At 76.3% G+C, this 21,553-nt stretch carries 21 protein-coding genes; 5 read left to right on the top strand and 16 right to left on the bottom strand.

The genetic code is table 11. The features are described from left to right. Positions 1-24 precede the first annotated feature (24 nt). From BUE37_RS17245 to BUE37_RS17195, 11 genes are all read right to left on the bottom strand, one after another. Entirely contained in the window at positions 25-1,740 is a 1,716-nt protein-coding gene (locus BUE37_RS17245; protein WP_073421566.1) for an LpqB family beta-propeller domain-containing protein, read from the bottom strand. Continuing rightward, the gene (gene mtrB / locus BUE37_RS17240; protein ID WP_073421565.1) at positions 1,737-3,512 is read right to left on the bottom strand and encodes an MtrAB system histidine kinase MtrB; all 1,776 of its coding nucleotides are present in this window, start codon (positions 3,510-3,512) and stop codon (positions 1,737-1,739) included. Before mtrB ends, BUE37_RS17245 begins: the two co-directional genes overlap by 4 nt. Before the next feature lie 4 nt (positions 3,513-3,516). Then, positions 3,517-4,224 carry an MtrAB system response regulator MtrA gene (mtrA, locus tag BUE37_RS17235; RefSeq protein ID WP_073421564.1) on the bottom strand — a complete coding sequence of 236 codons (708 nt, stop codon included), beginning with the start codon at positions 4,222-4,224 and terminating at the stop codon, positions 3,517-3,519. A gap of 166 nt (positions 4,225-4,390) precedes the next feature. Beyond that, a complete protein-coding gene (gene ahcY, locus BUE37_RS17230; RefSeq protein WP_073421563.1) occupies positions 4,391-5,890 on the bottom strand; it encodes an adenosylhomocysteinase in 1,500 nt (499 codons plus the stop codon). Between the two features lie 201 nt (positions 5,891-6,091). Continuing rightward, positions 6,092-6,928, bottom strand: a complete 837-nt coding sequence (locus BUE37_RS17225) for an HNH endonuclease family protein (RefSeq protein WP_073421562.1) — start codon at positions 6,926-6,928, stop codon at positions 6,092-6,094. Positions 6,929-7,013: 85 nt separating this feature from the next. Further along, complete coding sequence (gene manA, locus BUE37_RS17220) at positions 7,014-8,189, bottom strand: mannose-6-phosphate isomerase, class I (RefSeq protein ID WP_073421561.1); 1,176 nt, start codon at positions 8,187-8,189, stop codon at positions 7,014-7,016. A gap of 96 nt (positions 8,190-8,285) precedes the next feature. Further along, complete coding sequence (locus tag BUE37_RS17215) at positions 8,286-9,242, bottom strand: DUF808 domain-containing protein (protein WP_073421560.1); 957 nt, start codon at positions 9,240-9,242, stop codon at positions 8,286-8,288. Positions 9,243-9,338: 96 nt separating this feature from the next. After that, a complete protein-coding gene (locus tag BUE37_RS17210; protein WP_073421559.1) occupies positions 9,339-10,481 on the bottom strand; it encodes an SIS domain-containing protein in 1,143 nt (380 codons plus the stop codon). Continuing rightward, entirely contained in the window at positions 10,478-10,693 is a 216-nt protein-coding gene (locus BUE37_RS17205) for a Trm112 family protein (RefSeq protein ID WP_073421558.1), read from the bottom strand. Before BUE37_RS17205 ends, BUE37_RS17210 begins: the two co-directional genes overlap by 4 nt. After that, a complete protein-coding gene (locus tag BUE37_RS17200; RefSeq protein ID WP_073421557.1) occupies positions 10,690-12,051 on the bottom strand; it encodes a phosphomannomutase/phosphoglucomutase in 1,362 nt (453 codons plus the stop codon). Before BUE37_RS17200 ends, BUE37_RS17205 begins: the two co-directional genes overlap by 4 nt. Positions 12,052-12,129: 78 nt before the next feature. Then, positions 12,130-12,480: a DUF3499 domain-containing protein gene (locus tag BUE37_RS17195; protein WP_073421556.1), complete on the bottom strand. Its 351-nt coding sequence runs from the start codon at positions 12,478-12,480 to the stop codon at positions 12,130-12,132. Between the two features lie 218 nt (positions 12,481-12,698). Between BUE37_RS17195 and BUE37_RS17190 the strand changes: the two genes are divergently transcribed. Beyond that, positions 12,699-13,178, top strand: coding sequence for a metallopeptidase family protein (locus BUE37_RS17190; protein WP_073421555.1), 480 nt, complete (start codon positions 12,699-12,701; stop codon positions 13,176-13,178). Between the two features lie 11 nt (positions 13,179-13,189). Here BUE37_RS17190 and BUE37_RS17185 read toward each other — a convergent pair whose 3' ends face one another. Further along, complete coding sequence (locus BUE37_RS17185) at positions 13,190-14,083, bottom strand: aminoglycoside phosphotransferase family protein (protein WP_139253021.1); 894 nt, start codon at positions 14,081-14,083, stop codon at positions 13,190-13,192. A gap of 74 nt (positions 14,084-14,157) precedes the next feature. Between BUE37_RS17185 and BUE37_RS17180 the strand changes: the two genes are divergently transcribed. Continuing rightward, positions 14,158-15,135 carry a hypothetical protein gene (locus tag BUE37_RS17180; RefSeq protein ID WP_073421553.1) on the top strand — a complete coding sequence of 326 codons (978 nt, stop codon included), beginning with the start codon at positions 14,158-14,160 and terminating at the stop codon, positions 15,133-15,135. Here the strand turns inward: BUE37_RS17180 and BUE37_RS17175 are convergent. Together BUE37_RS17175 and BUE37_RS17170 are read right to left on the bottom strand one after the other, a co-directional pair. Beyond that, entirely contained in the window at positions 15,110-15,991 is an 882-nt protein-coding gene (locus tag BUE37_RS17175) for a GNAT family N-acetyltransferase (RefSeq protein WP_139253020.1), read from the bottom strand. The genes BUE37_RS17180 and BUE37_RS17175 overlap by 26 nt on opposite strands. Positions 15,992-16,168: 177 nt before the next feature. Beyond that, the gene (locus tag BUE37_RS17170; RefSeq protein ID WP_175562932.1) at positions 16,169-16,420 is read right to left on the bottom strand and encodes a WhiB family transcriptional regulator; all 252 of its coding nucleotides are present in this window, start codon (positions 16,418-16,420) and stop codon (positions 16,169-16,171) included. A 322-nt stretch (positions 16,421-16,742) separates the two neighbouring features. Here BUE37_RS17170 and cofD point away from each other — a divergent pair, with 322 nt between their 5' ends. From cofD to rfbA, 3 genes are read left to right on the top strand one after another with little or no spacing between them, the layout of a single operon-like run. Continuing rightward, entirely contained in the window at positions 16,743-17,693 is a 951-nt protein-coding gene (gene cofD / locus BUE37_RS17165) for a 2-phospho-L-lactate transferase (RefSeq protein WP_073421550.1), read from the top strand. Next, on the top strand, positions 17,686-18,798 hold the full coding sequence (locus BUE37_RS17160) for a coenzyme F420-0:L-glutamate ligase (protein ID WP_083628809.1): 1,113 nt from the start codon (positions 17,686-17,688) through the stop codon (positions 18,796-18,798). The genes cofD and BUE37_RS17160 overlap by 8 nt, the downstream gene beginning before the upstream one ends. A 29-nt stretch (positions 18,799-18,827) precedes the next feature. Next, positions 18,828-19,694, top strand: coding sequence for a glucose-1-phosphate thymidylyltransferase RfbA (rfbA, locus tag BUE37_RS17155; RefSeq protein WP_073421977.1), 867 nt, complete (start codon positions 18,828-18,830; stop codon positions 19,692-19,694). Here rfbA and BUE37_RS17150 read toward each other — a convergent pair. Beyond that, positions 19,691-20,689, bottom strand: a complete 999-nt coding sequence (locus BUE37_RS17150; protein ID WP_245794690.1) for a DNA-3-methyladenine glycosylase family protein — start codon at positions 20,687-20,689, stop codon at positions 19,691-19,693. The genes rfbA and BUE37_RS17150 overlap by 4 nt on opposite strands. Before the next feature lie 40 nt (positions 20,690-20,729). Further along, complete coding sequence (locus BUE37_RS17145) at positions 20,730-21,500, bottom strand: SDR family NAD(P)-dependent oxidoreductase (protein ID WP_073421549.1); 771 nt, start codon at positions 21,498-21,500, stop codon at positions 20,730-20,732. Positions 21,501-21,553: the final 53 nt, after the last annotated feature.

Genomic DNA, 21,553 nt, shown 5'->3' with positions numbered 1-21,553 from the left:
GCGGGCGCCGCCCGATCTGTGGACTCAGACGGGGTAGAAGGGCTCGATGCCGGGCACCGGCTGCTGCCCGCGCACCAGCGTCACCCACGTGCCGCCGGCCAGCACCCAGACCGACCCGCCCGCGCTGACCAGCGGCTGCTGGCCGGGCGCGGCCGCCACCGCGGTCGGCTGGCTGGGCAGGCCCGCGGTGGGCACCTCCGTGAGGCCCCAGCCGTCGACGCCGACCTCGTAGGGCACCGTGCCGTCCTCCCCGCCGGCGGCCGCGAGGACGACGAGGGTGCCCGCGTCGCGCCAGGCGACGTCGGTGACGCCGGTCAGCGACGGGGCGATCTCGCGCAGGTCGCGCAGCGCGACCGGGCCGTCGTCGGAGCGGACGACGGTGCCCACGAGCAGCGAGGACCCGTCGGCCGCGCCGACGACGAGCGCGGCCCGCACGCCGTCGGGCGAGAGCTGCAGCGCCGTCGCGCGTCCCTGCTGGGGCAGCGTCGGCGCGTTGACCGGCTGCGGCGAGCCGCCGGCGGGCACCCGCACCACGGTCGTCTCGTCGCGGACCACCCAGTACTCCGGTCGGGTCGCGGCGACCGTCGGCACCGAGAGCCGCCCTGCGGTGAACACGGGGGCCAGCTCCCGGCCGTACTCGCCGGCCAGGAAGGTGGCGGTGCCCCCGGAGACCGAGACGCCGACCATGGAGGTCAGCGCGCTGGTGCGCGCATCGGCCGCCACCGCCGCGGAGGCCAGCCCGTAGGCGCCCTCCCCCGCCGGCCCGGGCGCCGGGCGGCCGTCGACGGTCATGAGCCGGCCGCCGTCGAGGTAGTGGCCCGCGGCGTCGGCGGGCACGGAGTCCGGGCTGGAGCCGGCCCAGTCGTCGGTGCGCTGCACGGTCGGGACGCCGTCGAGCGGGAGGGGGTCGCCGCCGCTGGTGATCTCCACGGAGCTCACGCCGTCGAGCTGGTCGAGGGTCCAGACCAGCTGCGCGCAGAGGGTGGACAGCTGGGGAGCCGGCAGGTCGTCGAGGCCGGCGAGGTCGACGGTGACGGTGGCCCCCGAGACGGTGACCGCCCGGGTGAGCGTCACGCCCGACAGGGCGTTGCCCACGCCCGCCGACAGCGCGGGCGAGGGACCGTCGAGCAGGCGCTGCACCAGCGTCGTCGGCTGGGCGCCGCCGCCGAGCAGGTAGCGCCGGTCGGGCACGACCCGCTGGCCGGTCGGGTCGACGAAGTAGGCGGCGAGGTCGTCGTAGAGCCGCTCGAAGTCGGGCACGAGCATGACCAGGCCGTCGGGCGGGTTGGCGATCCGCCACTGCCCGCCCACCTCGGTGAGCGTGAACTCGTGGGTGAACGGCTGGCCGGCGGAGGCCTCGAACACCCCGCGCGGGTCGACCGTGCCGACCAGGTCGCCGGTCAGCGCGACGGTGCCCTCCTCGACGGTGACCGTGGCGTAGTCGGCGCCGACGAGGGTGATGCCCGACTCGTCGGACCAGGAGGCCGCGGCCTCGGGGGTGAGGTGGTCGCGGGCGACGGGGTGGCGCTGCACGCTGCTGGCGGCGGCGTCGACGAAGCCGCGCACGATCTCCTCCGGGGAGGCGCCGGCGGCGGGCCCGACCGGCTCGATGCCGACCTCGCCGGCCGGCCGGGTGGGCGCCTCGGTGATCTGCACCGGCGGGGAGCCGGTGGGCACCGTGGAGCAGGCGGTCAGCAGCCCCAGCACGAGCGCGGCGAGGACGGCGCGGCGTCGGGTCACGGCCGGTACACCGCCGGGAGGGCCGGGCGGGTCGCCGGCTGCGCGGCCGACCGGGCCGTCGCGCCGGCCGGGCGCCGCACGATCGTGGGCCGCAGCGGCAGCGGGGAACTGGTGAGGTCGGTGCCCGCCGTCAGCGGGACGGTGAGCCGGAACTGCGCGCCGAGGCCGGGCTGTCCCCACACCTGCAGCCAGCCGCCGTGCAGCCGCGCGTCCTCCAGGCTGATCGACAGGCCGAGGCCGCTGCCGCCGACGGTGCGCACCCGGGAGGGGTCGGCGCGCCAGAACCGGTCGAACACGTGCTGGGCGTCGGCGGAGGTGAGGCCGACCCCGTGGTCGCGGACGGTCACCGCGGCCGCCGTCCGGTTGGCCGCGAGCGTCACCTCGACCGGCTTGCCGTTGCCGTGCTCGATGGCGTTGCCGACGAGGTTGCGCAGGATCCGCTCCACCCGCCGGGCGTCGACCTCGGCGATCACCGGGTCGCGCGGGCAGGTCACCTGCAGCTCGCAGCCGTGCCGCTCGGCCAGCGCGGACATGCCGTCGGTGACCCGGCCGACGATGGCGGCGAGGTCGGTGGGCGCCCAGTCCAGGACGGCGGCGCCGGCGTCGTAGCGGCTGATCTCCAGCAGGTCCGACAGCAGCCGCTCGAAGCGCTCGAGTTCCTCGTGCAGCAGCTCGGCCGACCGCGCCACGTGCGGCGCGAAGTCCTCCCGCGACTCGTGCAGCACGTCGGCGGCCATCTGCACCGTGGTGAGCGGGGTGCGCAGCTCGTGGCTGACGTCGGAGGTGAACCGCTGCTGCAGCTGCGAGAGGCCCTCGAGCTGGGTGATCTGCCGCTGCAGGCTGTCGGCCATCGCGTTGAAGCTGGTGGCCAGCCGGGCGAGGTCGTCCTCGCCGCGCACGGCCATCCGCTCCTCGAGCTGGCCCTCGGCCAGCCGCTGGGCGGTGCCCGCCGCGCGGCGCACCGGGTCGACGACCAGCCGGGTGACGAGCACGCCGATGCCGGCGACGAACAGGGTGAGCGCGATGCCGCTGATCGCCACGGTGCTGCGGATCAGCGAGAGCGTCTCCTCCTCCTGGTCGAGGGGGAAGGCGTAGTACAGCTCGATCTGCCCGGACGACGACGCGCCGCCGGGCACCGGGGAGCCGACGAGCAGCGTCGGACGCTCCTGGCCGGCGGCGTTGGGGACCATCGCGTACTGGTAGGACTGCCCGCCGCCGCGCACGTCGGCGCGCAGCCCGTCGGGCAGCGCCGGGTAGATGCCGCGCTGGCTGACCGCGGGCGGCCGCTCGGTCTCGCCGGCCCGGTAGACCATGACGACGTCGAAGTCGCCGGCCGACCCGCCGCGGGTGAGCAGCTGCTGCACGGTGCGGTCCAGCGTGGTCCGCACGCTCGCGGCGTCGCCGGCGGCGATGCCGACCACCTCGGTCTGGGCGTAGAAGACGCCCGACTGCACCTGGTCGATCGCCGCCTGCTGCTTGACGGTGAGCAGCTGGGTGCGGATCTGGCTGAACAGCACCAGGCTGACGATGACGACGACGGTGCCGGCGACGACCATCGTGATCGCGCCGATCCGCACGTGCAGCGACGAGCGCCAGGCCGACAGCGCCGCGGCCAGCAGGGCACGGCTGATCCGGCGCGCCCGCCCGGCCCGCCGGCGCACGCCGCGCCGCAGGGTCGGCAGGTCCCGGGGCAGCCGGCGCCGCGCCGCCGACCGGGGGGACTCGAGGACCTCGGCGTCCGCCGGTGCGGCGGCCCGCTCGGTCGTGCTCATGCGGTCACGGCGGGCCGGCCTTGTAACCCACCCCGCGCACGGTCAGCACGATCTCCGGCTTCTCCGGGTCGCGCTCGATCTTGGCGCGCAGCCGCTGCACGTGGACGTTGACCAGCCGGGTGTCGGCCGCGTGGCGGTAGCCCCACACCTGCTCGAGCAGCAGCTCGCGGGTGAACACCTGGCGCGGCTTGCGGGCCAGGGCCACCAGCAGGTCGAACTCCAGCGGGGTGAGCGCGATCGGCTGGCCGTCGCGGGTCACCTGGTGGGCCGGGACGTCGATCTGCACGTCGCCGATCGCCAGGGACTCGGCCTGGCCGGTCTCCCCGCGGCGCAGCTGGGCGCGCACCCGGGCGACGAGCTCGACGGGCTTGAACGGCTTGGTCACGTAGTCGTCGGCGCCGGCCTCGAGGCCCTGGACGACGTCGATGGTGTCGCCCTTGGCGGTGAGCATGACGATCGGGACGGTGGACTGGGCGCGGATGTCCTGGGCGATCTGCAGGCCGTTGCGGCCGGGCAGCATCAGGTCGAGCAGGACGATGTCGGGGCGCGTCTGCTGGAACACCGACACCGCGCGGTTGCCGTCGGAGACGAAGGCGGGGTCGTAGCCCTCGCGCCGCAGCACGATGCCGAGCATCTCGGCGAGGGCGGCGTCGTCGTCGACGACGAGGACGCGGCCGCGGCTGGGCCCGGTGTTCGCTGCGGTCGGAGGCACGGACCCATTCTGCGACGTCACGGGCCGATAACGGCGGCGCCGGACCGGAGAGTCCCGGTCCGGCGCCCCCATCAGCCCCAGGTTCCCCCTGGCGAGGGACGGGAACGGCCCCCTCGCAGGGTCCCGCGCCGAGCGTGCGAGGCGTGGGGGGCGAGGGGGTCCTTCGTCAGTAGCGGTAGTGCTCGCTCTTGTACGGGCCCTCGACCGGCACGCCGATGTAGTCGGCCTGCACCTTGGACAGCTCGGTGAGCTTCACGCCGAGCGCGTCGAGGTGCAGCCGGGCCACGTGCTCGTCGAGCCGCTTGGGCAGCACGGTGACGGTGGGCTCCTTGCCCTCGTACGCCGCGCGGTTGGCCCACAGCTCGATCTGGGCGAGCACCTGGTTGGAGAACGAGGCGCTCATGACGAAGCTCGGGTGCCCGGTGGCGTTGCCGAGGTTCAGCAGCCGGCCCTCCGACAGCAGGATGATCGTGTGGCCGTCGGCGAACCGCCACTCGTCGACCTGCGGCTTGATCTGCGTCCGCGTGATGCCCGGGGTGCGGGCCAGGCCGGCCACGTCGATCTCGTTGTCGAAGTGGCCGATGTTGCCGACGATCGCCTGGTGCTTGGTCTGCCCGAGCTGCTCGGCGGTGATGATGTCGCGGTTGCCGGTGGCCGTGATGATGATGTCGGCCTTGCCGATGACCTCGTCGAGCGTGGTCACCTCGTAGCCGTGCATCGCCGCCTGCAGGGCGTTGATCGGGTCGATCTCGGTGACGATGACCCGGGCGCCCTGGCCGCGCAGCGACTCCGCGCAGCCCTTGCCGACGTCGCCGTAGCCGCAGACCACGGCCACCTTGCCGCCGATCATGACGTCGGTGGCGCGGTTGATGCCGTCGATCAGCGAGTGCCGGCAGCCGTAGAGGTTGTCGAACTTGCTCTTGGTGACCGAGTCGTTGACGTTGATCGCCGGGAACAGCAGCCGGCCGTCACGGGCGAGCTCGTACAGGCGCATGACGCCGGTGGTGGTCTCCTCGGTGACGCCCTGGATGCCCTGCCCGATGCTGGTCCAGTAGCCGGCGTCGGCGGCCAGGGTGCCGCGCAGCACGTCGAGGATGACGCCGTACTCCTCGGAGTCGGCCTCGGTGGTGTCGGGGACCGCGCCGTCGGCCTCGAAGCGGGTGCCGAGGTGGACCAGCAGGGTGGCGTCACCGCCGTCGTCGAGCAGCATGTTCGGGCCGACGACGTCGCCGGCCTCGTCGCGGAACTCGAAGAGGCGCTGGGTGCACCACCAGTACTCCTCGAGCGTCTCGCCCTTCCAGGCGAAGACCGGGACGCCGGCGGGCGCCTCGGCCGTGCCCTCCGGGCCGACGACGATCGCCGCGGCCGCGTGGTCCTGGGTGGAGAAGATGTTGCAGGAGACCCAGCGGACGTCGGCGCCGAGCGCGACGAGGGTCTCGATGAGGACGGCGGTCTGCACGGTCATGTGCAGGGAGCCCGCGATGCGGGCGCCGGCCAGCGGCTGCTCGTCGCCGTACTCGGCGCGCAGCGCCATCAGCCCGGGCATCTCGTGCTCGGCGAGCTGGATCTCCTTGCGGCCGAACGGCGCCAGGGAGAGGTCGGCGACCTTGAAGTCGGCCTCGCCGCTCGGGGTGGTCAGGGGACGGGTGCCGGTAGAGGCGGTCATGTCGCTCCAGGGTCGATGCCCCGCGCCGGGAGGGCGGGGCTCGGGATCGCTGATGAGGGAGCGCGCTCGCGAGTTCCCCGTGGGCACAGCGAGCCTGCGAGCGAGCGCTCCGACGAGCGCCAGCGAGGAGGCTGGCGCGAGCGAGCATGCCGAGGCTTCGGCGGGGCTCGTGCCGTCGTCCAGGGTAGCCCAGCGCGCCGGTCAGGACTCGCAGCCGACCCCGTCGCCGTCGCCGTCGAGGTCGGGGTTCCAGCCCGGCTCGCCCTCCCGGAGGGGCGCGGCGCCGGCGGCGCGCGCCGCGGCGCAGTCGGGGAAGGGCCCCTGCGGCGTCTCCTGCGCGGGCAGCGGCTCCCCGCCCGGCAGCGGCTCGCCGGGGCAGGTGCCGAGCACCGCGGCCATCGCGTCGCGCTCGGCCCGGGTCACCCACAGGCCGTAGGTGGCCTTCACCGCCACCTGCCGGGCGACGTAGGCGCAGCGGTAGGAGCGGTCCGGCGGCAGCCAGGTGGCGGCGTCGCCGTCGCCCTTCTGCATGTTGAGCGGGCCGTCGACGGCGAGCAGGTTGAGCGGGTCGTTGGCGAACTGCGTCCGGCGCGCGTCGTCCCACTGCCGGGCGCCCTTCTGCCAGGCGTCGGACAGGGCGACGACGTGGTCGATCTGCACGGCCTCGCTGGTGCCCTCGCCGCGGCGGAACGCGATGGTGCGGCCGGAGTACGGGTCGTCGAGGGTGCCGGTGGCGACGACGCAGTCGCGGCTGCCGGACACGAACGTCTCGCCGGTGAGGTCGCGGGCGAGGACGTCGTTGCGGGTGTCGCAGCCGTTGCGGTCGGTGTCCACCCAGCCGTCGCCGAACTCGTCCCGCTCGTAGCCGGTGCGCGGGCCGCGGCCGCGGACGTCGACCGTCGCGAGGGTCTCCAGGGCGCTGCCCGGCGGGCCGGTCACCGGGGCGGGCGCGGCACCGGTGACCAGGTCGCAGCCCGACGTCAGGGCCACCGCGACGCCCAGCGCGGCGAGCGCGCGGCGGGACGACGGGGAGGGCACGACCGACGCTACGTCGGCCGGCGGACCCTCCCCCGCCGCGACACGCGGCCCCGGTCAGCCGGTCGTCGGCGCAGGTCCTGTCGCGTCAGCGCAGGTTCGTCGTCGCCCGGTAGAGCACGGCGGGGCCGCGCGCGGTGACCGGGGCGCCGGCCGGCACGAACGCCGACGAGCCGCGCTCGAGCACCACCTCGCCGTCGGCTCCGGCGAGCACCGCGCGGCCCTCGGTGCACAGCACGACCTGCGGGCCGCGGGTGGTGAGCGGGCCGGCCTGCTCGTCGAGCTGGACGCGGGTGAGGTCGAAGTCGTCGACCGGCACCGGGTAGCGCAGCCCGCCGGGGCCGAGCACCGGGTGCAGGACCGGGATCTTGCCGTCGGAGAAGTCGAGGACCTCGATCAGCGCGGCGAGGTCGACGTGCTTGCTGGTCAGGCCGCCGCGCAGCACGTTGTCCGAGCTGGCCATCACCTCGACGCCGGCCCCGGACAGGTAGGCGTGCAGGTTCCCGGCGGGCAGGAACACCGCCTCACCGGGAGCGAGCTTGAGGTGGTTGCACATCAGCGAGATGACGACGCCCGGGTCGCCGGGGTAGGCCTCGGCGAGGGTGGCGGCCCACCGGTAGGTGTTGATGAACTCCGGGTCGTGCGCGGCGACGAAGCCGGCGGCGCGCTCGGCCACCACCTCCACCAGGTGCGTGCGCCGCTTGCCCGACAGGGCCAGCAGCTGCGGGATCGCCGCCTGCAGCCCGCCACGGGCCAGCGCCGCGATCGTCGGCTTGAGGTCGGGCAGCTGCAGCTTGGCCAGGCAGTGCAGCGACTCCTCGATCGGCCGGAAGCCGCACAGCGCCTCGAAGGTGGTGAGCGCGAGCAGCAGCTCGGGCTTGTGCCACGGGTCCTTGAACGTCCGCGTCGGGTCGTCCTTCGGGATCCCGGCCGCCTCCTCGGCCGCGAACCCCGCCCGGGCCTGCGCCATCGTCGGGTGCGCCTGCAGCGACAGCGGCGCGTCGGCGGCCAGCACCTTCATGAGGAACGGCAGCCGGGCGCCGAAGCGCTCGACCACCGGGGGGCCGAGCAGCCGCTCGGGGTCGGCGGAGATCGCCGCGTCGAGCGGGCTGCCGTCGGGCAGCACGCTGGGCTGGTCGGGGTGCGCGCCCATCCACAGCTCGGCCTCGGGCTGCGCGGCCGGGCTGGGCCGGCCCAGGAGTTCGGGGATGACGGTGCGGCTACCCCAGGGGTAGTTCCGGACCGCGCTGCTCAGCTGCCACATCACCGAGCAGGCTAGCGGCGGACGGGCCCGGATCGGCCCGTCCCACCCGTCTCTCCCGCCACATCACCCGGTCGGGCTGGGTGACGCGCCACCCGTTCAGTGGGCGGCCGCGCCCCCGGCCTTCTGCCCCTTCCGGCGGTGCAGCGTCAGGCTCAGCACGGCCACGACCACCGCCCCGACGACGAGACCGACGACCGCGCTCGCCAGGGTGTTCACCAGCCAGCCGACGACGCCGCCGAGGGCGCCGGTCGCCTCGTGCGCGGCCTCCTCCCAGTGGTGGACGACGTCGTAGAGGGCGTGCCAGCCGAGCTCGTCGGTGCCGACCAGCAGGATGTGGCCGCCGACCCACAGCATCGCCACCGTGCCGATCACGGTGAGCGCCGCCAGCAGCCGCGGCATCGCCTTGACCAGGCCCCGGCCGAAGCCGGCGACGCCCCGGCTGTCCGACCGCGACAGCCGCAGCCCGGCGTCGTCCATCTTCACGATGAGCGCGACCACGCCGTAGACGAGGACGGTGATGAGCACGGCGACGACGACGAGGATCGCCGCCCGGGACCAGAAGCCCTCACTCGCCACCTCGTTGAGCGAGATCACCATGATCTCCGCCGACAGGATCAGGTCGGTCCGCACCGCGCCGCGCACGAGCGTGTCCTCGTCCGGCGGGTGGTTCTCCGCGTCGCCGTGCGCGGCCGAGTGGCCGCGCAGCCGGTGCCAGATCTTCTCGGCGCCCTCGTAGCAGAGGTAGGCGCCACCGACCATGAGGATCGGGGTGAGCAGCCACGGCAGGAACTCGCTGAGCAGCAGGATCGCCGGGAGGATGATCAGCAGCTTGTTGCGCAGCGACCCGATCGCGATGCGCCGGATGATCGGGATCTCGCGCTCGGCGCTGATCCCCTGCACGTACTGGGGCGTGACGGCCGTGTCGTCGACGACGACACCGGCGGCCTTCATGCTCGCCTTGCCCGCCGCGGCCCCCACGTCGTCGATCGAGGAGGCGGCGGCGCGGGCGATGAGCGCCACGTCGTCGAACAGGGCCACGAGTCCACCGGCCACGGGAGGTCCTTCCAGTCGGTCAGCAGTCGGGTGCGCTGCACGGTCGATCGCGAGCCGGTACCCCGGCCGGGCGCCGGGGACACGGGCCGGTGGACGTCACCGGCGCTGCGCGCGCTCCTGGTCCAGCGCCAGCGCCAGGTAGACGGCGGCGAAGTCGGCGACGGCGAGCTGGCGGGCGAGCCGCGGCAGCCGGCCCCAGCGCTCCGGCTCGCCGTGCTCGGCCAGCCCGCTCACCGGCACGTTGTTCGCCGCGGCGGTGCGCAGCACCTCGCCCAGGGCCTCCGGCGCCGAGCGCGGCTCCCGCTCCCCCGCGCCGTCGTGCGAGGCGGCGTCGGTGTCGCGGATGGTGAGCAGCCGCAGCCGCCGGCCGGTGTCCTCGGCGCGGTCGCGGAAGAAGTCGTCGGCGTCGGGGGTGGCCAGCGGCCCGCCGAGCACCGCGCAGGCCGCCACCCGCTGGTCGGGCAGCCGGAACCCGCTGGTCGGCAGGCCCGCGAGGGTGGCCAGCTGGTCGGCGAAGCGCGTGGCGGCGGTGTCGGCCATCGGACCCTCGGCGGCGATGACCGGCAGGGCGTCGAGCAGCTCGAGGGCGAGGGTCTTCGCCGGGTTGACGAAGGACTCCTGCGCCGGGCCGCACTCCACGGCGACCTCGTCGAGGGCGGCGGCGATCGCCTCGGGGTCGGCGACCTCGGGCCGGACCAGCTCCAGCTCGGTGGCCAGCCGCAGCATCGGCGTGAGCAGCGACCACAGCGTCGTGTGCCGGACCCGCGTACCTGGCAGCGGGACGTAGGGCATCCGCGCCGTCGAGCAGGCGGCCCGCAGCGGCGCGTCCTCGGCGCCGATGCCGAGCAGCGTCACGCCGCGGCGCGCGGCCTCGTAGGCCGGGGTCACCGCGTACCGGCCGGCGCCGGTGCGGGTGGCGACGACGGCGATGTCGGCCGGGCCGGTCCACACCGGCAGGTCCGGGCCGGGGACGACGTCGACGGTGACCGGGCTCGCCGGGCCGAGCAGCGCGCGCAGCACCGACGCCGCGACCGCGCCCTCGCGCCGGGCGACGACCACGAGCCCGCGGGGACGGCCGCCGCCGGCGACCCGCCCGAGGCCCGCCTCGTCGACCAGCCGGGAGGTCTCCCGCACCTGCGCGCCGGCGCCGGCCACGGCCGGCAGCAGCCCGCGCGGGTCGCGGGCGCGCAGCACGTCGAGGTCGTCGAGGACCTCCTCGGCCAGCTCCGGCGAGGTCATGCTCCCCCGCTCCCCCCGCGGTGGCGTGCCTCGTCGAGCAGCAGGACCGGGATCCCGTCGCGCACGGGGAAGGCCCGGTCGCACTCGGTGCACAGCAGCTCGCCCGCCGCCTCGTCGACGGTGAGCGGCGCGTGGTGGGTGTCGGGGCAGGCGAGGATCCCCAGCAGCACCGGGTCCAGGCCGAGCGGCCCCTGGGTCGTCCCCTGCGTCATGCGCGCACCATCCCGAGCACCCGGTCCCGGAGCTCTGCCATCCGCGCCGCGTCGGGCGCCTCCACGTTCAGCCGCAGCAGCGGCTCGGTGTTGCTCGCCCGCAGGTTGAACCACGAGCCGTCGGGCAGGTCGACGGTGAGCCCGTCGAGCTCGTCGAACGTCGCGCCCTCGGCCTCGAACGCCTCGCGGACCGCCGCGGTGCGCCCGGCGGCGTCGTCGACCCGGGAGTTGATCTCCCCGGAGGCGGCGTACCGGCTGTAGGCGGCGGTGAGCTCCGACAGCGGCCGGGACTGCTCGCCGAGCGCGGCCAGCACGTGCATCGCGGCGAGCATGCCGGTGTCGGCGCGCCAGAAGTCGCGGAAGTAGTAGTGCGCGGAGTGCTCGCCGCCGAACACGGCGTCGGTGCGGGCCATCTCGGCCTTGATGAACGAGTGGCCGACGCGGGTGCGCACCGGCTGCCCGCCGTGCTCGCGCACGATCTCGGGCACCGCGCGCGAGGTGATCAGGTTGTGGATCACCGTCGTCCCGTGGCCCTTGGCCAGCTCCCGGACGGCGACCAGCGCGGTCACCGCCGAGGGGCTCACCGGCTCGCCGCGCTCGTCGACGACGAACACGCGGTCGGCGTCGCCGTCGAAGGCCAGCCCGATGTCGGCGCCCTCGCGGACGACGGCCGCCTGCAGGTCGACCAGGTTGGCCGGGTCCAGCGGGTTGGCCTCGTGATTGGGGAAGGTGCCGTCGAGCTCGAAGTACAGCGGGACGACGTCGAGCGGCAGCCCGTCGAGCACGACCGGGACGGTGTGCCCGCCCATGCCGTTGCCGGCGTCGACGACGACCCGCAGCCGCCGGACGGCCGACAGGTCGACCAGGCGGTTCAGGTGGGCCGCGTACTCGGCCAGCAGGTCGCGCTGGGTGACCCCGCCGGTGCGGCCGGGGTCGCGGTCGTAGGAGTCGACCTCGGCCCACTCGCGGATGGTGGCCAGCCCGGACTCCTGCCCCACGGGGGCGGCGCCGGCGCGGCAGAGCTTGATGCCGTTGTACTGCGCCGGGTTGTGGCTGGCGGTGAACATCGCGCCGGGCACGTCGAGCGAGCCGGCGGCGAAGTAGAGCAGGTCGGTGGAGCCGAGCCCCGCCTCGACGACGTCGACGCCGCGGGACAGGACGCCCTCGGCGAAGGCGCGCGACAGCGGCACCGACGAGGGGCGCATGTCGTGCGCGGTGACGACGGTCGTGGCACCGCTCTCGGTGACCACGAACTCGGCGAAGGCGGCGCCGATGCGCCGCGCCACGTCCTCGTCCCACTCGTCCGGGACCACGCCCCGGACGTCGTAGGCCTTGATGATCGACGACAGATCCGCCACAGCCCACCCTCGCGCCGGCCTCGCCCCGGGCCGACCCCGGTGCCGGACGACCCTATCCGGAGCCCCGGGCGAACGCGCCTAGTCGAGGTCGGGGAGCACCCGGAGGTGTCCGCGCCGGGTGCCGCGGCCGTCGTCGGCCGGGTTGCGCGGGGGCTCGGGACGGGCGGCCTCGCGGACCGCGTCGGCCAGCGCGAGCAGGTCGTCGCCGGTCGGGCCGGAGTCCTCGACGTCGATCTCGTGCCGGACGACCTCCCAGCCGCGCGGCACGGTCAGCCGCTCGGCGTGGAACTCGCAGAGGTCGTAGCTGTGCGGCTCCGAGTACGTCGCCAGCGGACCCACGACGGCGGTCGACTCGGCGTACACGTAGGTCAGGGTCGCCGCCGCCGGTTGCGCGCAGCCGCTGCGCGAGCAGCGACGTGACTGCCTCACCACCGGTTCCTCACGCGAGGCACAGTAGCCGCGCCCGCGGGGTCCGGCGAGCAGGCGCACCGGCCCGGCGCACCACCTCTCCCATCCAACCCGACGTCCCCGCGCGCCCCGGGACCGGGTCCGCGCAGGCCCGCGCCGTGTCCCGCGCGCCGTGTCCCGCGCGCCGTGTCCCGCGCGCGCTGCCCGCCCCCGCGGGCGCGCCGTACGCTCGGCGCGCCATGAGCCGACCCGCCCCGCGACCCTCCCCCGGCCGATCCCGCTCCCGCCGCGACCGCCACGGCCGCGGCCTGCGCGGGCGCCTCGTGCCCGAGGAGGTCCCGCTCTCGCGCAGCCGCGCCGAGCAGTTCGACGACCTGGTGCTCGACGCGGTCGAGGACATCGAGCGCCGCTGGGAGCGCGAGCTCGCCGGCGTCGAGTTCGCCGTCGAGGACGTGCCGTGGGTCGACCACACCAGCCCCGACGAGGTGGTGCTCGACCCCGACGTCCTCGACGACGGGACGGTGCCGCTGGCCCGGGTGCTGCCGGCGCACCGCGAGGACGGCCGGGAGGTCCCGCCGCGGATCGTCGTCTACCGGCGGCCGCTGGAGATCCGGGCGCACGACCGCGACGACCTGGCCGACCTCGTCCGCGACGTCGTCGTCGACCAGGTGGCGGTGCTGCTGGGCCGCGACCCCGAGGAGATCGACCCCACCGGCTGAGGCCCCGGCGGTCAGCGCTCGACCGGGCCGCCCAGCTCCTCGGCCATCCCGCGCGCCTCGTCGAGGCGGGCGCGGGCGAAGGCGGCGTCGAGCCCGTCGCCGCGGTCGGCGCGGGTGAGCCGCGCGACCAGCTGCTCCAGCGCGACGGCGTGCCACAGCAGGCCGACGTCGGGCTCCTCCCAGCCGGCGGTGCGCGAGAGCACCACCTCGCCGACCTGCGCGCGGTCCTGCGCGTCGGGGGTGGTCGCCCACAGGGTGAGCAGGTCGCGGTGCCGCGGGGCCGCACGCACGCCCGACCACTCGAGGACGACGACCCGGTCCCCCTCGTCGGCGCCGTCGGCGTCGAGGACGACGTTCGCGGCGCGGTAGTCGCCGTGCCCGACCTCCGACAGCGGCAGCTGCGCCGCGGCCGCGCGGACCGCCCGCAGCTCCCCCATCCGCAGGCCGCCGCGCAGCAGCCGGCCGGTGTCGCCGACGGTGGCGCGCGCCCGGCGCAGCGCGGGCCCCGCGGGCGGGGACCACGGCTGCCCCGGCGGGACGGGCAGCGGCGCGATGCGGACGGCGGTCTCCACCGCCGCGGCCGTCCACCGCTGGCCGCCGGAGACGCCGGGGTGCACGCGGCGGGACAGCAGCCAGCGGCCGTCGTCGGCGGCGGCGAGCACCTCGGGGACGCCGACCTGCCGCTCCTCGGCCCAGCGCCGGCCGCGCAGCTCCGCCCGCAGCCGGCGGCGGCCGCTCTCGGTGACGGCGAGGTCGAGGACGCGGTCGGCGAGCACCCCCTGCACCACGCCCAGGCGGGCGCTGAGGTCGGCGACCGCGGTCACGGGCTGGGTCACCCCCAGCTCAGCGAGCAGCGAGGTCACGCGGTCGCGGACACCGGACGACGTCGATCCGTTGTCTGCCACAGCGGGATCGTGTCAGGCGCCCCGCCCGGCCGCGATGGCTGATCCGGCCGGGGCGCCCTGCGATGCTCTGCGGGATGGAGTCCACCGCGCCGGTCGCCGCCTGGCTGGTGCTGGGCCTGGCGCTGGCGGGGCTGGCCGCCGCCGCGGTGCTCCTGGCGCGCACCCGGCCGGCGGGCCGCCCGGCCCAGCGCACGGCCGCGCCCGCGCCCGCGCAGGCCTCCCGCTGGGCGCAGGACGACCTCCCCGCCTTCCTCGAGGCGCCGCCCGGGACGCCCCGGCCGCCGGTGGCCGCGCCGCCCGAGCCGCCGCTCGCCGGGCCGGACGACGACGGCGACGCGGGCCGCGCGGTGGCCGCGCTGGCCGCGGCGGCGCTGGCGCTGGTCGCCGTCCTGGCCGGCGTGGCCCTGGCCGCCCGCGAGGACCCCGCCCCCGCGGCCGCTCCCCCGCCGGTCGCGACGGCCGCTCCCCCGCCGCCGGCGCCCGCCCCGGCCGCGCCGGACCTGCCGCTCCCGCCGGCCGACCCGCTGCCCGGCGAGCGCGGCGCCGGCCTGCTCGCCGCGCGGTCGGTGCCCCTCGGCGACGGCGGCGTCAGCGCCCGGCTGGCCCTCGGCGGCCTGGTGCTCGAGCGGCGCGCGGTCGGCGTGAGCGTCGGCTACCCGGCCGTCAGCGTCACCGCGGGCGAGAGCGGCGCGGCGCTGGCGCACCTGCGGCTGGTCACCTGGAACTGCCTGGGGAGCACCGCGCCGGAGGACCCGGCCGCCGCCGGCTGCGCGGCCACCGGCGTCGAGTACGCCGACCTGCCGACGCCGGCACTCGGGGTCACCCGCGACGGCGACGCCCTCCGGCTGACCGGCCGCTTCCCCACCTACACGCGGCCCACCGGGACCCCGCCCGCCTACACCGGGCGGGTCTACGACCTGAGCGTCACCGTCGCCCGGGCGGGGCCGCCGCGCGACGGCGAGGCGCCGGCGGAGGGCGCGCTGTTCCTCGGCACCGAGCGGGCGGACTCGCTGCCCGACCCGCTGCTCAGCCGGTTCCGGCCGGCCGGCTGAGGGGCCGGGCGGGTGGAGAGCCCCCGGGCAGCAGCGGGACCACCCGGTCCACGACCGCCCGGACGACGCTGCCGCGGCCGGCGAGCGACACGCCGACCAGCGGCGCGCCCCGCTCCTCGCGCAGCCCGCCGACCTCGGAACGTCCCCACCAGGGCAGCCGGTCGCCGCCGTCGAGGAGGGTGAGCAGCCCGGCGCGCAGCCGGCCGCCGTCGCGGACGGTGGCCACCTCGAGCCGGCCGGCCGCGGCGTGCAGCCGGGCGGCGGCGCGGACCAGGTCGGTGGTGCGGCGGTCGCGGACCCCGGCGAGCAGTCCGGGCAGGGCGGCGTCGAGGTCGCGGGCGTCCCGGCTGCGGACGAGACCGCCGGCGGGCAGGGCATCGGCGGGCAGCGCGTCGAGGTCGTCGACCAGGCGCGCACTGCGGGCGCTGGCCACCACGGCGTCGGGCCGCCGCCGCACCAGCGCGCGCACGGTCGGGTCGCCGAGCGGCAGCCCGGTCAGGCGCATCCGCCAGGGCCGGCGCAGCGCCGTGAGCACGCCGAGCATCCCGGCGGCGAGCCGGTCGGCGGCGTCGTCGTCGCGGGCCAGCAGCCGGGCGGCGGGGCGGCCGCCGGGCACGGGCAGCCCATCGCCGAGGAGGGTCGCGGTGACCACGGGGCCCGCGGTCGCCAGCGCCAGCAGCGCCAGCCCGTCGGGGCCGCCGGACCCGCGCGGCCCGGCGACCACCGCCACGGGCGTCAGCCGGGGCCGGCGGTGCGCCGACTGCACCGACAGGACGGTGGTGAGCCAGGGCGCCGAGGCGGTCAGCGGCGCCCGGAGGTCGCGGGCCAGCGGCACGGCGGCGTGCAGCTCGCGCACGACCTCCGCCCGGCCGCGTGCGACCCGGGTGTGCGCGTCCCCCACCCGCTCATCCGACCACAGGGACGCCGCAGCCCCCGGCGGCGGTGCCGCCGGGGGCCGGTGAGGGGCTGGAACGGCCTCCCTGCAGGGGCCCGCCGCGAGCTCGCGAGCGGTGGGGGGCAGGGAGGTCCTTCGTCAGATGGCGCGACGGCGCAGGCGGCGGCGCTCCCGCTCGGAGAGCCCGCCCCAGATGCCGAACCGCTCGTCGTTGGCCAGCGCGTACTCGAGGCACTCGGCCTTGACCTCGCAGCCGGTGCAGATCTTCTTCGCCTCGCGGGTGGAGCCGCCCTTCTCGGGGAAGAACGCCTCCGGGTCGGTCTCGGCGCACAGCGCGCGCTCCTGCCAGGACGCGATGTCGTCGGTCAGGCCCATGCCGAGCATGCCCATCAGACCCTGGTCGGCGGCGCCGGCACCCCGGCCGGGCCGCTCGGCTCCGCTGACGTAGTCACTCAGCCACGAGACCTCTGCCATGACGATGCGTCCCCTCTCGCTGTCGTCCGGAGCGCGGGTCACCGGGTTCCTCCCGGCGCTCCCTGCGCCTCACACCGCCGGAATTACACGCGTGTCGTTGCCCGAGCGTCAACATCGCCCGGTGTAAGCGGTTGACCACACCCGTCCCACGCGTCACGGATCGTTCGTCAGTTCTCGTGCACCTACGCAACACGCCCGTCGAACAGTGGACAAGTGCCCATGGGGCACGATGACTTTCGTGGAGATCGTCGTCCTCGCCGGAGGTGTCGGAGGAGCCCGTTTCCTCACCGGACTGCGGGACGTGGCACCGCCGGGGTCGGTCACCGCGGTGGTCAACACCGGCGACGACGTGACGATGCACGGCCTGCGGATCTGCCCCGACCTCGACAGCGTGGTCTACACGCTGGGCGGTGGCATCGACCCGGAGCGTGGCTGGGGCCGCACCGGCGAGACGTGGACGGTCAAGGAGGAGCTGGCCGCCTACGGCGCCGAGCCCACCTGGTTCGGCCTCGGCGACCGCGACCTCGCCACCCACCTCGTGCGCACCCGGATGCTCGACGCCGGCTACCCCCTCTCCGACGTCACCGCCGCGCTGGCCACCCGCTGGGAGCCGGGCGTCACGGTGCTGCCGATGAGCGACCAGCGCGTCGAGACGCACGTCGTCGTCGACGACCCCGCCACCGGCCGCCGCGGCGCGATCCACTTCCAGGAGTGGTGGGTGCGCCACCGCGCGCAGCTCGACGCGCACGCGTTCGTGCAGGTCGGCGCCGAGCGCGCGCGCCCGGCGCCGGGCGTGGCCGAGGCCCTGGCCCGCGCCGACGCCGTCCTCCTGGCGCCGTCGAACCCGGTGGTCTCGATCGGCACGATCCTGGGCGTGCCCGGCCTGCGCGAGGCCCTGCTGGCCACCCCGGGCCGGATCGTGGGCCTGTCCCCGATCGTCGGCGGCGCCGTGGTGCGCGGGATGGCCGACCGGTGCCTGCCGGTGGTCGGCGTCGAGGTCAGCGCCGAGGGCGTGGGCCGGCACTACGGCGCCCGCTCCGACGGCGGCCTGCTCGACGCCTGGCTGGTGCACACCGGCGACCGCGCCGAGGTGCCCGGCGTCGACGTGCGCGCCGTCCCGCTGCTCATGGACTCCCCGGAGACCACCGCCGCCATGGCCCGCGCCGCCCTGGACGCCGCGGGTGTCTGACGAGGGACCCCTCCGCCCCCCGCCGCCCGCGAGCTCGCGACGGGTCCCTGCGGAGGGGCCGACGGTCGGCATCTCCGTCCATCCGGTCCCGGGGCTGCCCGAGTTCACCGCCGGTGACGACCTGGCCGGCGCCGTGGCCGCCGCCGCGCCGTGGCTGGCCGACGGCGACGTCGTCGTCGTGACGTCGAAGGTCGTGTCGAAGGTCGAGGGCCGGGTGGTGCCGGTGCCGCCGGGCGCCGACCGCGAGGCGGTGCGCCAGCGGGCCATCGACGAGGAGACCGTGCGGGTGGTGGCCCGGCGCGGGCCGCTGAAGATCGTGGAGACGCGGCACGGCTGGGTGGTGGCCGCGGCCGGCATCGACGCCTCGAACGTGCCCGGCGACTCCCTCGTCCTGCTGCCCGAGGACGCCGACGCCTCCGCCCGCGGCCTGCGCGCGCGGCTGCGGGAGCTGCTCGGCGTCGACGTGGCGGTGGTCGTCAGTGACACCTTCGGCCGCACCTGGCGGGAGGGGCTCACCGACGTCGCGGTGGGGTCGGCCGGGATCGCCGCGCTGACCGACCACCGCGGCGACGTCGACGCGCACGGCAACCGGCTGGAGACCACGCAGGTCGCCGTCGTCGACGAGCTCGCCTCGGCCGCCGACCTGGTGAAGGGCAAGCTCGGCGGGGTGCCGGTCGCCGTCGTCCGGGGGCTGCCGTTCGCGCGGCCCGCCGAAGACGCCGGCACCCGGCCGCTGGTCCGGCTCGGTCCCGGCGACCTGTTCCCCTACGGGAGCCGCGACCTGGTGGCCACCCGCCGGCCGGCCGCCGACCTGGTGCCGCGGCCCGGCGACCGCGAGGCGGTCGCCGAGGCGTTCCGGGTGGCCAGCGCCGCGCTGCCCGAGTTCCCGGTGGTGCTGCGGCACGGCGGGGAGGGCGACGGCGCCGTCGACGTGCACCTGACCGAGCGCGCCACCACGACGGCGGCGCTCAACCTCGGCGCGCTGGTCGGCGCGGTCGTCGTCCAGCTGCACGCCGAGGGCTGGTCGACCCGCTGGGAGCCGGTGGGCACGCCCGGCGGCTCCTCCCTCGTCGGGAGGTTGTGGCTGGGCTCCCCGCGCGCCTGACCAGCCCGCTCTCGGTAGCGTCCGCCGTCATGCGGGGGATCATCCTGGCCGGGGGCACCGGCAGCCGCCTGTTCCCGATCACGCAGGCGGTCAGCAAGCAGCTGATGCCCGTCTACGACAAGCCGATGGTCTACTACCCGCTCTCGACGCTGATGATGGCCGGCGTCCGCGAGGTGCTGGTGATCACCACCCCCGGCGACCAGGCGGCGTTCCGCGCCCTGCTCGGCGACGGCGGCCGGCTCGGGATGCGGATCGAGTACGCGGTGCAGGAGCGCCCCGAGGGCCTCGCGCAGGCGTTCCTCATCGGCGCGGACTTCGTCGGGGACGAGGCGGTCGCGCTGGTCCTCGGCGACAACATCTTCTACGGCGCGGGCCTCGGGACGGCGCTGGGCCGCCTGCCCGAGCCCGACGGCGGGCACGTGTTCGCCTACCACGTGGCCAACCCGGCCGACTACGGCGTCGTGGAGTTCGACCCGTCGGGCCGCGTGCTGTCGATCGAGGAGAAGCCGGCCCGGCCGAAGAGCTCCTACGCGGTGCCGGGCCTGTACTTCTACGAGTCCTCGGTGGTCGAGGTGGCCCGCTCGATCCGGCCCAGCGCCCGCGGCGAGCTGGAGATCACCGCCGTCAACGAGCACTACCTGCGCGAGGGCCGGCTCACCGTCACCGTGCTGGACCGCGGGACGGCCTGGCTGGACACCGGGACCTTCGCCTCGTTGCGTCAGGCGACGGAGTTCGTCTCGGTGGTCGAGGAGCGGCAGGGCCTCAAGATCGGCTGCATCGAGGAGGTCGCCTGGCGGCAGGGCTGGCTGGACGACGACGGCCTGCGCCGCGCCGCCGAGCCGCTGGGCAAGAGCGGCTACGGCGACTACCTGCTCCGCCTGCTCGAGGACCGCTAGATCCGCTTGTAATTCGTCGGCGCCGTGCGCGGCCCACGGCGGGGCGGCATGCTCCCGCCGAGGTGCAGCAGCCGGACGACCCGCTGGCGGTGCCCGCGCCAGGGCTCGAGAAGCACCATCATCCCGTCGTCGTCGGTCTTGCGGCCGGCCAGCGACCAGCCCACCAGGTTCTTGAGGTGGTAGTCGCCGTAGCTGACGGTGTCGGGGCAGCCGAGCGTGCGCTGCACGACCTCGGCCGCCGTCCACACGCCGATGCCGGGGACGGTGCGCAGCCGGCGCTGCAGCGTCGGGGAGTCGCAGCCGCCGTCGGGCTCCAGGGCGTGGGCCACCGAGGCGACGTGCCGCAGTGCCCGCCGCCGCGCGCCGTCGAGGCCGGCGCGGTGCCACTCCCAGTCGGGGATCTCCAGCATCCGGCGCGGCGAGAACAGCACCCGCATGCCCTCGGGCGCCGGGCCGGGGGCGGGCTCGCCGGCCAGCCGCAGCAGCGCCCGCCACACCCGGTGCGCCTCGATGACGGTGACCTTCTGCTCCAGCACGGCGGGGACGAGGGCGTCCCAGGTGCGGCCGGTGCGGCTCAGCGGCAGGTCGGGCGTGCGCCGGGCGATCTCGCGCAGCAGCGGGTGGCCGCTCGGGTCGAAGCCGGCCGGGTCGTCCTGCGCGCCGAGCCACCCGGGCACCGCCGTCCCGGCCCACTCCGCGCCCGGTCCCCACGCCAGCACCTGCACCTCGCCGCCGCGGTGCGTGATCCGGACGGTCGCCGGCCCGCAGGGGGTGGTGGTCGTGCGCCAGACGGCGTCGCCGTCCCACCGCATCGTCGGGTCGCTCGCGCTGCGCTGGTGCGGGCGGAGGACGGCCTTCAGGTCGAAGGTCCAGTCCGGCCGCCAGCAGTCGGCGAAGTCGGCGCCGGTCGGGGCCGCATCGGCGGGAGCCGCGCCGGCGGGGGCCGGTGCGGGGTGGTGCGCCGGCGGGGTCGGGGCCGGCAGTGCTGTGGTCACGCGGTTCTCCGGGGAAGAGGGAGAGGAGCAGCGGCCACCGTCAGCGGGGCGCCATGCGCAGGGCGCCGTCCATCCGGATGGTCTCGCCGTTGAGGTAGCCGTGCTCGATGATGCCGAGCGCCAGCCGGGCGAAGTCGTCGGGGCGGCCCAGGCGCTTCGGGAAGGGGATGCCGGCCGCCAGCGCGGTCCGCGCCTCCTCGGGCAGGCTGCCGAGCAGCGGGGTGTCCACCAGGCCCGGCGCGATCGTGCACACGCGCACGCCGACGCTGGCCAGGTCGCGGGCCGCCGGGAGGGTCATGCCGACGATGCCGCCCTTCGACGCGGCGTAGGCGATCTGGCCGATCTGGCCGTCGAAGGCCGCGATGGAGGCGGTGTTGACGACGACGCCGCGCTCGCCGTCCTCCTCCGGCTCGGTGGCCGCCATCGCCGCGGCGGCCAGGCGCAGCACGTTGAAGGTGCCGACCAGGTTCACCTGGACCGTGCGGAGGAACGGCTCGAGGTCGTGGGCGGTGTTGCCCTTGCCCACGGTGCGCTGCGCCCAGCCGATGCCGGCGCAGTTGACCGCGATCCGGAGCGGCCGGTCCTTGCCGGTGGCGTCGGCGACGGCCGCGGCGACCTGGGACTCGTCGGTGACGTCGGTGCGCACGAACGTCGTGTGCCCGCCCAGCTCGCCGGCCAGCGCGGCCCCGCGCTCCTCGTTGAGGTCGGCGATGGTGACCGCGGCACCGCGCGCGGCGAGCGCGCGGGTGGTGGCCTCCCCGAGGCCCGAGGCCCCGCCGGACACGACAGCTGCGACGTCGAAGCTCTGCATGTCGGCATCCCACCACGCGGCGGCGCGGACCCGGCACCGGGTGCCCGCGCCGC

Origin of the sequence: Geodermatophilus nigrescens, from assembly GCF_900129495.1 — a bacterium.
GTDB lineage: Bacteria > Actinomycetota > Actinomycetes > Mycobacteriales > Geodermatophilaceae > Geodermatophilus > Geodermatophilus nigrescens.
The sequence above is the reverse complement of the archived record's forward strand: the minus strand, read 5'-3'. Positions and strand labels throughout refer to the sequence as shown.